This window comes from Clostridium sp. UBA1652 (assembly GCF_002320975.1).
In the GTDB taxonomy this organism is placed as follows: Bacteria; Bacillota; Clostridia; order Clostridiales; family Clostridiaceae; genus Clostridium_T; species Clostridium_T intestinale.
This window is the reverse complement of sequence record NZ_DCLI01000003.1, coordinates 1-14,744: the sequence shown is the minus strand read 5'-3', so window position 1 is coordinate 14,744 and position 14,744 is coordinate 1. Positions and strand designations below refer to the sequence as shown.

Sequence of the window (14,744 nt, the reverse complement as noted above, 5' to 3'; positions counted from 1 at the left end):
CCATTTTTATTTTCCTCCTTAATAAGGTCAAATTTAGAATAACTTATTTTAAAAGCCATTAAGCTCTTTTTCCTGCTATTTGCTCTTGAATATTCTTTGGAACTTCCTCATAATGATCAAATACCATTGAGTAAACTCCTCTACCTTGAGTTCTTGATCTCAAAGTAGTTGCATAACCAAACATTTCTGAAAGTGGAACGAATGCTCTAACTACTTGAGCACCATTTAATGCTTCCATACCTTCAATTCTTCCTCTTCTTGAGTTTATGTCTCCAATTACGTCACCCATATACTCTTCTGGCATAGTAACTTCAACCTTCATTGATGGTTCAAGTAATACTGGACTTGCTTTTGACATCGCATTTTTAAACGCCATAGATCCCGCAATCTTAAATGCCATTTCTGAGGAGTCAACTTCATGGTAAGATCCATGAACTAACTTAATCTTAAAGTTGATAACTGGATATCCTGCTATGATACCATTTTTTGAAGCTTCTTGTATTCCATTATCTATTGCTGGAATGTATTCTCTTGGAATAGCTCCTCCAACTACAGCATTTTCAAATACATATTCACCTTCAGTAGGTTCCATTTCAATTACACAGTGACCATATTGACCCTTACCACCTGATTGCTTAGCGTATTTAGCTTCCGCTTTAACAGCAGATCTAATTGTTTCTTTGTAAGCAACTTGTGGAGCCCCTACGTTACACTCAACTTTAAATTCTCTTGTAAGTCTATCAACAATTATTTCTAAGTGTAATTCACCCATACCTGCAATAATTGTTTGACCAGTTTCTTCATCAGTCCAAGTTCTGAATGATGGATCTTCTTCAGCTAACTTAGCTAATGCTAACCCCATCTTCTCTTGGCTTGCTTTTGTTTTAGGTTCAATAGCTACATTTATAACTGGTTCTGGGAATTCCATAGATTCAAGTATTATTGGATTGTTTTCATCACATAAAGTATCACCTGTAGTAGTGTTCTTTAATCCAATAACAGCTCCTAATTCACCAGCTTCTAGCTCTTGAACTTCTTCTCTTGTATTTGCGTGCATTTTTACAAGTCTTCCAACTCTTTCTTTTTTGCCCTTAGTTGAGTTAAGAACATAAGAACCACTACGCATTACTCCAGAATATATTCTTGTAAATGCTAACTTACCAACAAATGGGTCAGTAGCAATTTTAAATGCTAATGAAGACATTGGAACTTCGTCTGAAGCCTCTCTTGAATCTTCTTCACCATCTAAAGAAGTACCTTGAACTGGTGGTATATCTAATGGTGATGGTAAGTAATCAACAACTCCATCAATCATTAATTGCACACCTTTGTTTTTATATGAAGATCCACATATACATGGAACTATCTCATTTGCTATAGTAGCTTTTCTTAAAGCTGCTTTTAACTCATCAACAGTTATTTCTTCACCATCTAGGTATTTCATCATTAATTCTTCATCAGTTTCAGCTATTGCTTCAATTAAAGCTCCTCTATATTCTTCAGCTTGATCCGCTAAGTCTGCAGGTACATCTTCTTCTCTAACATCCTTACCTAAATCATCATAATATACTTCAGCTTTATTTTTAATAAGATCAACAATACCTTTGAAGTTTTCTTCTGATCCAATTGGGATTTGTATTGGAACTGCATTAGCTTTTAATCTATCTCTAACTGTATTAATACATCTAAAGAAATCAGCACCAGTAGCATCCATTTTATTTACATAAATCATTCTTGGAACACCATACTTATCCGCCTGTCTCCAAACAGTTTCAGTTTGAGGTTCAACACCAGATTTAGCATCAAGAACAGTTACTGCTCCGTCTAGTACTCTTAGTGATCTTTCAACCTCTATCGTAAAGTCTACGTGTCCTGGTGTATCTATAATATTCAATTCATGATCTTTCCATACACATGTTGTAGCAGCAGAAGTAATTGTTATACCTCTTTCTTGCTCTTGAACCATCCAGTCCATAGTAGCTGCTCCTTCATGAACTTCACCAATTTTATGGCTTCTTCCTGTATAGAATAATATACGCTCAGTAGTTGTTGTTTTACCAGCATCTATATGAGCCATTATTCCAAAATTACGGAATTTGTCTAAAGGATATTTTCTAGCCATGAAATTTCCTCCTCTCAAATTGTGTTTTTTAAATTAGATAAAACTGTTTTGGCATTAGCCAAAACAGTTTTGAAATTAGTATCTGTAATGAGCAAATGCTTTATTAGCTTCAGCCATTTTGTGAGTATCTTCTCTCTTCTTAACAGCTGCTCCAGTATTATTAGCTGCATCCATTAATTCTCCAGCTAATTTTTCTCTCATGTACTTTTCGCCTCTTTTTTTAGTTGCGATAAGTAACCATCTTAAACCTAAAGTCTGTCTTCTTTCTGGTCTAACTTCTATTGGAACTTGATAGTTAGCTCCACCTATTCTTCTTGCCTTTACTTCTAGTAATGGCATTATATTATTCATTGCTGCCTCGAATACTTCTAATGGGTCTTTACCTGTTTTTTGTTCAATAGTTTCAAAAGCTCCGTAACACACTTTTTGTGCTACCCCTTTTTTACCATCTTCCATTATACTGTTGATTAATTTTGTTACAACCTTTGAGTTGTAAACTGGATCTGCTAATACATCTCTTTTAGATATATGTCCTTTTCTTGGCACTTTTCTTCCCTCCTTAACAATCTTAGTTTAAGTTCATTGGTACTCGACTCATTTGCCGTAAAGTGCGCTGCTCCTGCAGTATATATTAAAGATTTTTCTTTATCTATGTAAATGCTGAAGGCATTGCACTAAATTACCATATTATTTTTTCTTTGGTCTCTTTGCACCATACTTTGATCTTGCTTGCATTCTGTTAGCAACTCCTGCAGAATCAAGAGCTCCTCTAACAATATGATATCTAACACCTGGAAGATCCTTAACTCTACCACCTCTTATAAGAACAACGCTGTGCTCTTGTAAGTTGTGACCTACTCCTCCGATATAAGCTGTTACTTCGTAACCGTTAGTTAATCTAACTCTTGCTATCTTTCTTAGAGCTGAGTTTGGTTTCTTTGGAGTCGTAGTTTTAACTACTGTACATACTCCTCTTCTTTGTGGACATTCCTTTAGTGCTGGTGCAGTTGATTTAGTAACAACTGTCTTTCTACCTTTTCTTACTAATTGGCTAATAGTTGGCATGGTTTCACCTCCTGATTTTTTCACTTATCTATATAAATTAGATAATTGCGTTATTCAAGCATTAAAGCAGATGTTGCACCTACTTCTATGCTACACATTTTGCCTAAATCCCTCATGGTGTCAACATAATTAATTTGAATGTTTTTTTCTGTGGCTAATTCTATTAAAGGTAAAATTAACCTTTCATCTGAATCTTTAGCTACATATAACTTTGTACCGGAACCATTTTTCATAGCTTTAGCACATTGTTTAATCCCAATAAGTTTTTTCCCTATCAGTCTGTCTATCATGAAATCCCCCCAATTATATAGAACATGGGCAAAGTTTAGAAAACTTTGCTCATGTAATCATGTAGACAAATGTATACTATACAGTAGCTTACAAATCACACAAAGTTTATTTTATCATCTAAGCATACACATGTCAATAATATTGATTGTTTAATCTTCAATAGCAATTTCATCTATTTCATCTGCAATATTATCCTCAGTATTGAGTTTTACTGTTCTATATCTTAACATACCTGTTCCTGCCGGAATCAGTTTACCAATAATTACATTTTCCTTCAATCCAAGAAGTGGATCTATTTTTCCTTTTATTGCTGCATCAGTAAGAACTCTTGTAGTTTCTTGGAATGACGCTGCGGAAAGGAAACTATCCGTTGCAAGTGCTGCTTTAGTTATACCTAGAAGTACCTTTTCTCCTTGAGCTGGTTCTCCACCAAAAGCTTCCACTCTAGCATTTTCTTCATCAAAATCAAACATATCTATTAAAGTTCCTGATAATAGTTCAGTATCACCTGATTCGCTTATCTTAACTTTTCTAGTCATTTGTCTAACTACTACTTCAAGATGTTTATCATTTATATCAACACCTTGTAGTCTATAAACTTTTTGAACTTCTGAAAGCAGATATTGTCTAGCCCCATCTACTCCCTTAATACCCATGATATCATGTGGATTTACAGATCCTTCTGTGATTTCATCTCCAGCTGAAACTATATCTCCATCACTAACCTTAAGTCTTGATCCAAAAGGTATATCATAAGTTTTTTCAGCACCTTCGTTAGATACTACATAAACTACTCTCTTTTTCTTTGTCTCTTCAAACTTAACTGTACCGTGTATTTCACTTACTATAGCTAATCCCTTAGGTTTTCTAGCTTCAAATAACTCCTCAACTCTAGGAAGCCCTTGAGTTATATCCGCTCCAGCAACTCCACCTGTATGGAATGTTCTCATTGTAAGCTGAGTTCCTGGTTCTCCTATAGATTGAGCTGCTATAATACCTACTGCTTCACCGATATTTATCTTTTGTCCAGTTGCCATATTCATACCATAACACTTAGCACAAACTCCAACTTTAGCCTTACATGTAAATACTGATCTAATTTTAACTTTCTTAACACCAGCTTTTACTATTTTATCAGCCATATGAACATCCATATAGTTATCTTTAGCAAGTATAACATCTCCAGTTTCTGGATCAATTATATCTTCAGCATTATATCTTCCTGTTAATCTTTCCTTTAAACCTTCGATAACTTCATTTCCTTCTTTAATATCAGCAACAACTATTCCTTCAGTTGTTCCACAATCCTGACTTCTAACTATAACATCTTGAGATACATCAACAAGTCTTCTTGTTAAGTATCCAGAGTCAGCTGTCTTAAGAGCTGTATCGGCATTACCTTTTCTAGCTCCATGAGTTGATATAAAGTACTCTAATACATCTAGGCCTTCTCTAAACGATGCTCTAATAGGTAATTCTATAATCTTACCTGAAGGATTTGCCATAAGTCCTCTCATACCAGCTAATTGCTTGATCTGAGATTTAGATCCTCTGGCTCCAGAATCCGCCATCATATATATAGGATTAAACTTATCCATACTATCCATAAGTGCATTCGCAACTTCTTCAGTCGTATCAGTCCACTTTTGAATAACTCTATCATATCTTTCTTCTTCTGAAATCAATCCTCTTCTAAACATCTTTTCAATTCTATCAACTGTTTTGTCAGTTTCTTCAAGCAACTCATATTTTCTTTGAGGAACTATCATATCTGAAGCTGCTATTGTAATAGCTCCAATTGAAGAATAATGATAACCTGTAGATTTAATATTATCTAACATTACAGAAGTCTTAGTTGGACCATGTTTAACATAGCATCTATCAATTACTCCCCCAAGTGTACCTTTTGTCACCAAGAAATCAACCTCTAGATTAAATCTTTCAGCGGGATTAGTTCTATCTACATATCCAAGATCTTGAGGAATTGATTCATTAAATATAATCTTTCCTACAGTAGTTTTAACTATTCCACTTTCAAGTTTACCATCTATTTCTCTATACAATCTTACATTTATTTTAGCATGAATATCAATTTCCTTTAACGAATATGCCATAAGCACTTCATCTACTGAAGAGAAGTAAGATCCCTCTCCTTTAACACCATCTTTATCTACAGTTAGATAGTAAGAACCTAGAACCATATCCTGTGTAGGTACAGAAACCGGCTTACCATCAGATGGTTTTAGTATATTTCCAGCAGCTAGCATTAAGAATCTAGCTTCTGCTTGTGCTTCAACTGATAAAGGAACGTGAACAGCCATTTGGTCACCGTCGAAGTCAGCATTATAAGCTGTACAAACTAACGGATGAAGTTTAATAGCTCTACCTTCAACTAAAACTGGTTGGAATGCTTGAATACCTAATCTATGAAGAGTAGGAGCACGGTTTAATAATACAGGATGATCACTTATTACTTCTTCAAGTATATCCCACACCTGAGCACTAACTCTTTCAACCATTCTCTTAGCAGCTTTTATATTATGAGCTACACCATCTTGAACTAATTTTTTCATAACAAATGGCTTAAATAATTCTAGAGCCATTTCTTTTGGAAGCCCACATTGGTACATCTTTAACTCAGGTCCAACAACTATAACAGATCTTCCTGAGTAGTCAACTCTTTTACCAAGAAGATTTTGTCTAAATCTTCCTTGCTTACCTTTAAGCATATCAGATAAAGATTTAAGCGGTCTGTTTCCAGGACCTGTAACAGGTCTTCCTCTTCTACCATTATCTATTAGTGCATCTACAGCTTCTTGAAGCATTCTTTTTTCATTTCTCACTATTATGTCAGGAGCTCCAAGATCTAAAAGTTTTTTAAGTCTGTTATTTCTGTTTATAACTCTTCTATATAGATCATTTAAGTCAGACGTTGCAAATCTTCCTCCGTCTAATTGAACCATTGGTCTTAAATCTGGAGGTATAACTGGTATAACATCAACTATCATCCATTCAGGATTGTTTCCTGATTTTCTGAAAGATTCAACAACTTCTAATCTTCTAATTATTCTAACTTTCTTTTGACCTGTACTTTGTTTTAATTCTTCTTTAAGCTCTACTGAATGTTTCTCTAAATCTATTTCTCCTAATAACATTTTTATAGATTCAGCACCCATTCCAGCTACAAAACTTTCCTCACCATATTTATCTACAGCTTCTCTATATTCTTTTTCATTTAATAACTGTTTCTTTAATAATGGTGTTTCTTTAGGGTTTATCACTACATAAGAAGCAAAATACAATATTTTTTCAAGAGCCCTTGGAGACATATCTAATATTAGCCCCATTCTTGACGGAATCCCTTTAAAATACCATATGTGAGATACAGGGGCAGCAAGTTCTATATGCCCCATTCTCTCTCTTCTTACCTTAGCTTTAGTTACCTCTACTCCACATCTATCGCAGACAATTCCCTTATATCTTACTCTCTTATATTTTCCACAATGACATTCCCAATCCTTTTGTGGCCCAAATATTCTTTCACAGAACAAACCATCTCTTTCTGGCTTTAATGTTCTATAGTTAATAGTTTCTGGTTTTTTAACTTCCCCTCTAGACCATTCTCTTATCTGTTGTGGAGAAGCCAAACCTATTTGCAATGCATCAAAATTATTTAATTCGATCAAGGGTATATCCTCCCTTCAAATTAGTGTTCATCATTAAAATCATCAAGTTCTAAATCTTCTTGGAATTCATCTAATTGGAATGATTCATAATCTAACTCTTCTTCCAATTCCTCATCTCCAGTTAAATAACTATCTTCTCCATCTGGAGTTGCTGGTACAAAATCTTCATTACCCTCTATATTTACATCTAATTCAACTGCGTCATCATCTTCTGTCAATTCTTTAAGTTTAACTTCTTGATTTTCATCATTAAGAACTCTTACATCTAAGCAAAGAGCTTGAAGTTCTTTAATAAGAACCTTAAATGACTCAGGTACGCCTGGTTCAGGTATATTTTCACCTTTTACAATTGATTCGTAAGTTTTAACTCTACCTACAATATCATCTGATTTAACTGTTAAAATTTCCTGTAATGTATGAGCAGCACCATAAGCTTCAAGTGCCCAAACTTCCATCTCACCAAATCTTTGACCACCAAATTGAGCTTTACCTCCAAGTGGTTGTTGAGTAACTAGTGAGTATGGACCTGTAGATCTAGCATGTATCTTATCATCAACCAAATGGGCTAGTTTTAAGATATACATTATCCCAACAGTAACAGAGTTATCAAACGGTTCTCCAGTTCTACCATCATAAAGTACAGTCTTTCCATTTGCATTATATCCTGCATCTTCAAGACAGTTTTCAATATCTTTTTCTGTAGCTCCATCAAATACTGGTGTAGCTATATGCCAACCTAATTTACTTGCTGCCCATCCTAAATGAACTTCAAGTACCTGACCAATATTCATACGTGAAGGAACCCCTAGAGGGTTTAGACATATTTGTAGTGGTCTTCCATCAGGTAAAAATGGCATATCTTCTTCTGGTAAAACTCTAGAAATAACCCCTTTGTTTCCATGACGTCCAGCCATCTTATCTCCAACAGATATTTTTCTCTTTTGTGCTATATAACATCTAACTAATTCATTAACTCCTGGAGTAAGTTCATCACCATTTTCTCTAGTGAACACTTTAACATCAACTATTATACCAGCTTCTCCATGAGGAACTCTTAAAGAAGTATCTCTTACTTCTCTAGCTTTTTCTCCGAATATAGCCCTTAATAGTCTTTCTTCTGCTGTTAATTCAGTTTCTCCTTTAGGTGTTACTTTACCTACAAGAATATCTCCAGATCTAACTTCAGCACCAATTCTGATGATTCCTCTTTCGTCAAGATCTCTTATTGCATCATCACCAACATTTGGAATATCCCTAGTTATTTCTTCTGGTCCTAATTTAGTGTCTCTAGCTTCACATTCATATTCTTCTATATGAATAGATGTGAACACATCCTCTCTAACTAGTTCTTCTGAAATAAGCATAGCATCTTCGTAGTTATATCCTTCCCAGGTTATAAATCCCATTCTGATATTTTTACCTAATGCTATTTCTCCTAAATCAGTAGATGGTCCATCAGCTAATACAGTACCATTTGATACGTATTCGCCTTTAGAAACTATAGGTCTTTGATTAATACAAGTACCTTGGTTACTTCTCTTGAACTTTAGAAGTCTGTATGTGTCAGTTCCTCCATCAGAATCTCTTTTAACTCTAACTTCATTAGCACTTACATAGGACACTACCCCTGCATTAACTGCTTTAGGTAGAACCCCAGAATCTACAGCCGCTTTAAATTCAATCCCAGTACCTACAATTGGTGCTTGTGGTTTTAATAATGGAACTGCTTGACGTTGCATGTTAGATCCCATAAGTGCTCTGGAAGCATCATCGTTCTCTAAGAAAGGAATCATAGCAGTAGCAACAGAAACTATTTGTCTTGGAGATATATCAATTAAATCTACATCTTCTCTAGGAATCACAAGAACATCTTCCATGTATCTTACAGTAACTCTAGAATCTAATAGTTTTCCATCTTCTCCTATCGGTTCCTTAGCTTGTGCAACGTAATATTGATCTTCAACATCTGCTGTGAAGTATCTAATCTCATTTGTAACAAGACTAGTTTCTTTATCTATAACTCTATAAGGAGTTTCTATAAAACCATATTCATTAACTCTTGCATAAGTAGCTAAAGAGTTTATAAGTCCTATATTAGGTCCTTCTGGTGTTTCTATCGGACACATTCTCCCATAGTGTGAGTAGTGAACGTCTCTAACTTCAAACCCAGCTCTTTCTCTCGAAAGTCCTCCAGGTCCTAAAGCTGATAATCTTCTTTTGTGAGTAAGCTCAGATAATGGATTTGTTTGATCCATGAACTGAGAAAGCTGTGAACTACCAAAGAATTCTTTAATAGCAGCTGCTACTGGTCTTATGTTAATTAATACTTGTGGAGTTATTCCTTCTTGGTCTTGAATAGTCATTCTTTCTTTAACTACTCTTTCCATTCTTGATAAACCAATTCTAAATTGATTTTGTAGAAGTTCTCCAACACTTCTTAATCTTCTATTCCCTAAATGATCTATATCATCAACATTTCCTATACCATAAGGTAATCCTAATTCATAACTTATTGTTGCATATATATCATCTCTAACAATATGCTTAGGTATAAGTTTGTTAATATTCTTCTTTATAGCATCCTTAATCTCTTTTTCAGTAGAATAAGTATCAAGAATTTCTTTTAGGGTAGGGAAATGAACATTTTCTTTAATATTCAAATCATCTACATTAAAATCAACATGATTTTGGATTTTAACAAAGTGATTTCCGATTACTCTAAAGATTCTATCATCAACTAATATATCTACAGAGTTTATCCCTAAATTTTGAATTTCTTTAGCTACAGTTCTTGCTATCTTTTGATTCTTCTCTACCAGAATCTCTCCAGTTTCTGGGTTAACTATATCTGTTGCTGCTATTTGATTAGCAATTCTTAGGTTTATAGCTAACTTTTTATTGAATTTATATCTTCCAACTCTAGATAAATCATATCTTTTTGCGTCAAAAAATAATGAATCAATAAGAGATACTGCACTATCAACAGTTGGTGGTTCTCCTGGTCTTAATCTCTTGTAAATTTCTAATAGTGCTTCTTCTTTAGTCTTAGTATTATCTTTTTCAATAGTAGCCTTGAATCTTTCGTCTTCACCAAAATACTCAATAAGTTCAGTATCAGTTCCAAAACCCATAGCTCTTGCTAAGATTGTTATCGGTAACTTTCTTGTCTTATCAATTCTTACATAGATTACATCATTAGAATCTGTTTCATACTCTAACCATGCTCCTCTATTAGGTATTACTGTTGAAGAAAATAGTTTCTTACCACTTTTATCTCTTGACACATTATAATAAACACCTGGTGATCTAACCAATTGGCTTACTATAACTCTTTCTGCTCCATTTATAACAAAAGTACCTTGCTCAGTCATTAATGGGAAATCTCCCATGAAAACCTCTTGCTCTTTAATTTCTCCAGTTTCCTTGTTCTGAAGTCTTACAGATACTTTTAAAGGTGCAGCATAAGTTGCATCTCTTTCTTTACACTCTTCTACTAAGTACTTAATGTTATCTTTGTCAAGCTTGAAGTCAGTAAACTCCAAAACTAGATTTCCCGTGAAGTTAGTTATAGGGTTTACATCTTCAAAAACCTCATAAAGCCCTTCTTTTAGGAACCAGTTGTATGAATCCAATTGAACCTCAATCAGATTTGGCATTTCTGCAACTTCTTTTACCTTTCCAAAGCTCATTCTAGTTCTTTTTCCCACTTGGACAGGATGTACCATCAACTTTCACCCCTCGTTTAAACTAAAATAACCAAAAGTACGCACTTCCCCCTACGGAAGGTTACTTTCGGGTAATGTCATTATTTTAGTATAACCTAGATTATTAATTTATATACGGCTATTCTAAAATTATATATACTATTCCATATTGAATAGTACATTAAATGATATTATCATATTGATCTCGCGCTGTCAATACTTGTTTTACCTTATAATCACTTTTATTGTAATTTCTAAATTATTTATAGAGAAATTAAAGAGGCGCTAGTACTAGCACCTCTTTTATGCTAAACAGAAATTATTTTACTTCAACTTCTGCTCCAACTTCAGCTAATTTAGCTTTTATTTCTTCAGCTGCTTCTTTAGCTATAGCTTCTTTAATTGTCTTAGGAGCTCCGTCAACTATTTCTTTAGCTTCCTTTAATCCTAATCCAGTTACTTCTCTAACTACTTTTATAACTTTTATTTTATTAGCTCCAGCGCTAGTTAAAACTACGTCGAATTCAGTCTTTTCTTCAACAGCAGCAACAGCAGCTCCGCCTGCAGCAGCAACTGGTGCAGCAGCACTTACTCCGAATTCTTCTTCACAAGCTTTTACTAATTCATTTAATTCTAAAACGCTCATAGCTTTTACAGCTTCTATGATTTGTTCCTTTGTCATTTTAAGGCACCTCCGAAATTTTTTACTAATTATTTTTTTCTGCTATAATCACTAATTATTCAGCAGATTCTGATTCTTTTTTCTCTTTTATTGCATTTAATAAATATGCAAGATTTGATAATGGAGCTTTGAAGCTTCCAAGAAGTTTTGCAATAAGAACTTCTTTTGGTGGTATTGCAGCAAGTTGTTTAACTTTCTCTGCATCATAAACTTCACCAGATACTATTCCTGCTTTTAACTCTAATTTCTTATGAGTTTTAGCAAAGTCACTTAAAATTCTTGCTGGAGCTGTAACATCTTCGTAACCGAATGCTATCGATACAGGTCCTTCTAAGAATGGAACTATTCCTTCGTGGCCTAATTCCTTAGCTGCTAATGTAACTAAAGTATTTTTATATACTTTATATTCTATACCAGCTTCTCTAAGAGTCTTTCTAAGTTGAGTATCTTCTTCAACTGTTAATCCTTGATAACTTGTAAGAACTACAGATTGAGCTTTTTCTAACTTCTCTTTAATTTCAGCAACTTTCGCTTCTTTTAACTGTCTATTCTTATTTACCACTGTGTGTCCACCTCCTCACAGTTTTTAACTGCTTTTTTATAATTAAGAAAGGGTCTTTCCGCAGACAAGGAAAGACCCATTACAAGCATTTGTATGGAACCCTCGGTAGGTTGTTTACGTTATGCACATCGCACCCACTGTCTACGGTTTTACCTATTCAGTTATTACAACGTTATTGATTATATATCATTTCTCGACATATGTCAATACTATTCTAAAACTTTAACTGGGTTAACTTTAACTCCAGGTCCCATTGTTGCTGATAAAGAAACTGACTTAACGTATTGTCCTTTAGCAGCTGCTGGTTTAGCTTTTACTACAGCTTCCATTAAAGCACGGAAGTTGTCAGCTAATTTTTCCACTCCGAAAGATTTCTTTCCGATTGGGCAGTGAACTATAGCAGTTTTATCTACTCTATATTCAACCTTACCAGCTTTGATATCAGCGATTGCTTTAGCAACATCAAATGTAACTGTACCTGATTTTGGGTTCGGCATTAATCCCTTTGGTCCTAATACTCTACCTAATCTACCAACTACACCCATCATATCTGGAGTAGCTACAACTACATCATAATCAAACCAGTTTTCGTTTTGGATTTTAGAAACTAATTCTTCAGCTCCAACGAATTCTGCTCCAGCTGCTTCAGCTTCTTTAGCTTTATCACCTTTAGCAAATACTAATACTTTAACTGATCTACCAGTTCCGTGTGGAAGAACAACTGCTCCTCTAACTTGTTGATCAGCATGTCTTGGGTCTACCCCTAATCTTACGTGTATTTCTATTGTTTCATCAAACTTAGCTTTTGCAGTTTTTACTGCTAAATCTAAAGCTTCAACTGGAGTGTATAAAGCACTCTTATCTACTAATTTTGCACTTTCAACATATTTCTTTCCCATTATTAAGCCTCCTTTGTGGTATTAACGGTTATTACCTCCCACCAATTTCTAGAAATTACTCTACTACAGTTACTCCCATGCTTCTAGCAGTACCTTCAATCATACTCATTGCAGTTTCTACTGATGCAGCATTTAAGTCTGGCATTTTTAACTCAGCAATTTTTCTTACTTGTTCTTTAGTTATTTTTCCAACTTTAGTTCTGTTTGGAACTCCTGAACCACTTTCTAGTCCTAATTCTTTTTTAATTAAAACTGCAGCTGGTGGAGTTTTTAATATAAAGCTAAATGATCTGTCTTGATATACTGTTATAACAACTGGTATTATTAAACCAGCTTTATCAGCAGTTTTAGCATTAAACTCCTTACAGAATCCCATTATATTAACTCCATGTTGTCCTAATGCTGGACCAACTGGTGGAGCTGGTGTTGCCTTACCTGCAGGAAGTTGAAGTTTTATCATTCCTGTTACTTTCTTAGCCATGTGTTATTCCTCCTATACTGTGGTAATACGGACTTTAGCCCTCCCACTTAATTAAGACCATAGTCTTTATTGATAAAAATTAGTATTAAACTAATCTTTCAACCTGATTTAATTCGGCTTCAATAGAAGTCTCTCTACCAAATAATTCTGCTAAAGCTTTCACTTTACGCTTTTCTGTGTTTATCTCAACAACAGTAGCAAGCATATCCTTAAATGGTCCTGATACTATTCTTACGCTCTCTCCAACCTCTAAATTAATCTCAACAGGCATATCAACTACACCCATAGAATCAACTTCTTCATCAGTTAAAGGAACAGGTTTTGATCCAGGTCCAACAAAACCTGTAACTCCTCTTGTGTTTCTAACAACATACCAAGATTCGTCACTCATCAACATTTTTACTAAAACATATCCTGGAAACTTCTTCTTTAGAGATATTTTTTGTTTTCCATCCTTTTCTTCGATAACTTCTTCCATAGGAACTTGTATATCCTGAATTAAGGACTCAAGAGCTCTATTCTCTATAGTTTTTTCAATGTTTGCTTTTACCTTATTTTCATATCCAGAATATGTGTGTACCACATACCATCTAGCTCTTTCACTCATATTATCAGGATGAATAGCTCACCCAAACCTCCCTTATTTTAATTTTAAAATAATTTCAAAGAGGTTTTTAAAAACAAGGTCTAAGCCACCAACTAGCACAACATATGCTAGTGTAAAGGCAATTGTAGCTATTAAGGCTTTTTTTGCTTCATTTTTATTAGGCCAAGTTATTCTATTAACTTCACCTTTAACCTCTCTAAAGAACTTAACAATGCCTGCTTCCCTTTTAGGTGCAGACTCTTTTTTAACCTTGCCATTTACAGCCATTATTATTCACATCCTTAAAAAAAGCTGAGAACTTTATTACTTAGTTTCTCTGTGAAGAGTATGTTTTTTGCAAAATTTGCAGTACTTTTTAACCTCTAATCTATCTGGGTCATTTTTCTTGTTCTTCATTGAGTGGTAATTTCTTTGTTTGCAATCTGTGCAAGCTAAAGTTATCTTTACTCTCATTGTCTGCACCTCCAGTTTTTTCTATATACAGCATAAGCTTCGTATTAGTATAAGCTTTTACCTTACTATGTCATTCACTTCATAACATTATCACAAATAAATTACAAAGTCAACATTTTATCACTATGTAAAGGACTAGGTTAGAGAACCCAGCCCTTAAACATCTTGTATTATTTAACTATAGTAGTAACA

Annotated in this window: 13 protein-coding genes and 1 other annotated feature; all 13 genes read right to left on the bottom strand. The window is 34.4% G+C overall.

The genetic code is table 11. The features are described 5' to 3' along the window. Nucleotides 1-58: 58 nt before the first annotated feature. Nucleotides 59-2,122, bottom strand: a complete 2,064-nt coding sequence (fusA, locus tag B3N22_RS00455; RefSeq protein WP_073022863.1) for an elongation factor G — start codon at nt 2,120-2,122, stop codon at nt 59-61. Nucleotides 2,123-2,197: 75 nt separating this feature from the next. Next, a complete protein-coding gene (gene rpsG / locus B3N22_RS00450) occupies nt 2,198-2,668 on the bottom strand; it encodes a 30S ribosomal protein S7 (RefSeq protein ID WP_073022862.1) in 471 nt (156 codons plus the stop codon). A 141-nt stretch (nt 2,669-2,809) separates the two neighbouring features. Next, nucleotides 2,810-3,187, bottom strand: coding sequence for a 30S ribosomal protein S12 (gene rpsL / locus B3N22_RS00445; protein WP_021800150.1), 378 nt, complete (start codon nt 3,185-3,187; stop codon nt 2,810-2,812). Between the two features lie 50 nt (nt 3,188-3,237). Next, complete coding sequence (locus B3N22_RS00440) at nt 3,238-3,477, bottom strand: ribosomal L7Ae/L30e/S12e/Gadd45 family protein (RefSeq protein WP_073022861.1); 240 nt, start codon at nt 3,475-3,477, stop codon at nt 3,238-3,240. Nucleotides 3,478-3,627: 150 nt separating this feature from the next. After that, a complete protein-coding gene (rpoC, locus tag B3N22_RS00435; RefSeq protein WP_286904003.1) occupies nt 3,628-7,164 on the bottom strand; it encodes a DNA-directed RNA polymerase subunit beta' in 3,537 nt (1,178 codons plus the stop codon). A gap of 20 nt (nt 7,165-7,184) precedes the next feature. Next, on the bottom strand, nt 7,185-10,889 hold the full coding sequence (gene rpoB, locus B3N22_RS00430; RefSeq protein ID WP_286904001.1) for a DNA-directed RNA polymerase subunit beta: 3,705 nt from the start codon (nt 10,887-10,889) through the stop codon (nt 7,185-7,187). A gap of 298 nt (nt 10,890-11,187) precedes the next feature. Next, nucleotides 11,188-11,550 (bottom strand): 50S ribosomal protein L7/L12, encoded by a 363-nt coding sequence (gene rplL / locus B3N22_RS00425; RefSeq protein ID WP_021800146.1) that lies wholly within the window; start codon nt 11,548-11,550, stop codon nt 11,188-11,190. A gap of 55 nt (nt 11,551-11,605) precedes the next feature. Continuing rightward, nucleotides 11,606-12,112 carry a 50S ribosomal protein L10 gene (gene rplJ / locus B3N22_RS00420; RefSeq protein ID WP_021800145.1) on the bottom strand — a complete coding sequence of 169 codons (507 nt, stop codon included), beginning with the start codon at nt 12,110-12,112 and terminating at the stop codon, nt 11,606-11,608. Nucleotides 12,113-12,147: 35 nt separating this feature from the next. After that, nucleotides 12,148-12,277: a sequence feature (ribosomal protein L10 leader region), on the bottom strand. Between the two features lie 44 nt (nt 12,278-12,321). Next, nucleotides 12,322-13,011 (bottom strand): 50S ribosomal protein L1, encoded by a 690-nt coding sequence (gene rplA / locus B3N22_RS00415; protein WP_021800144.1) that lies wholly within the window; start codon nt 13,009-13,011, stop codon nt 12,322-12,324. A gap of 55 nt (nt 13,012-13,066) precedes the next feature. Further along, entirely contained in the window at nt 13,067-13,492 is a 426-nt protein-coding gene (gene rplK, locus B3N22_RS00410) for a 50S ribosomal protein L11 (protein WP_021800143.1), read from the bottom strand. 85 nt (nt 13,493-13,577) lie between these two features. Further along, nucleotides 13,578-14,099: a transcription termination/antitermination protein NusG gene (nusG, locus tag B3N22_RS00405; protein WP_073022858.1), complete on the bottom strand. Its 522-nt coding sequence runs from the start codon at nt 14,097-14,099 to the stop codon at nt 13,578-13,580. 33 nt (nt 14,100-14,132) lie between these two features. Beyond that, nucleotides 14,133-14,366, bottom strand: coding sequence for a preprotein translocase subunit SecE (secE, locus tag B3N22_RS00400; protein WP_073022857.1), 234 nt, complete (start codon nt 14,364-14,366; stop codon nt 14,133-14,135). Between the two features lie 36 nt (nt 14,367-14,402). After that, nucleotides 14,403-14,552, bottom strand: coding sequence for a 50S ribosomal protein L33 (gene rpmG, locus B3N22_RS00395; RefSeq protein WP_021800140.1), 150 nt, complete (start codon nt 14,550-14,552; stop codon nt 14,403-14,405). Nucleotides 14,553-14,744 lie beyond the last annotated feature (192 nt).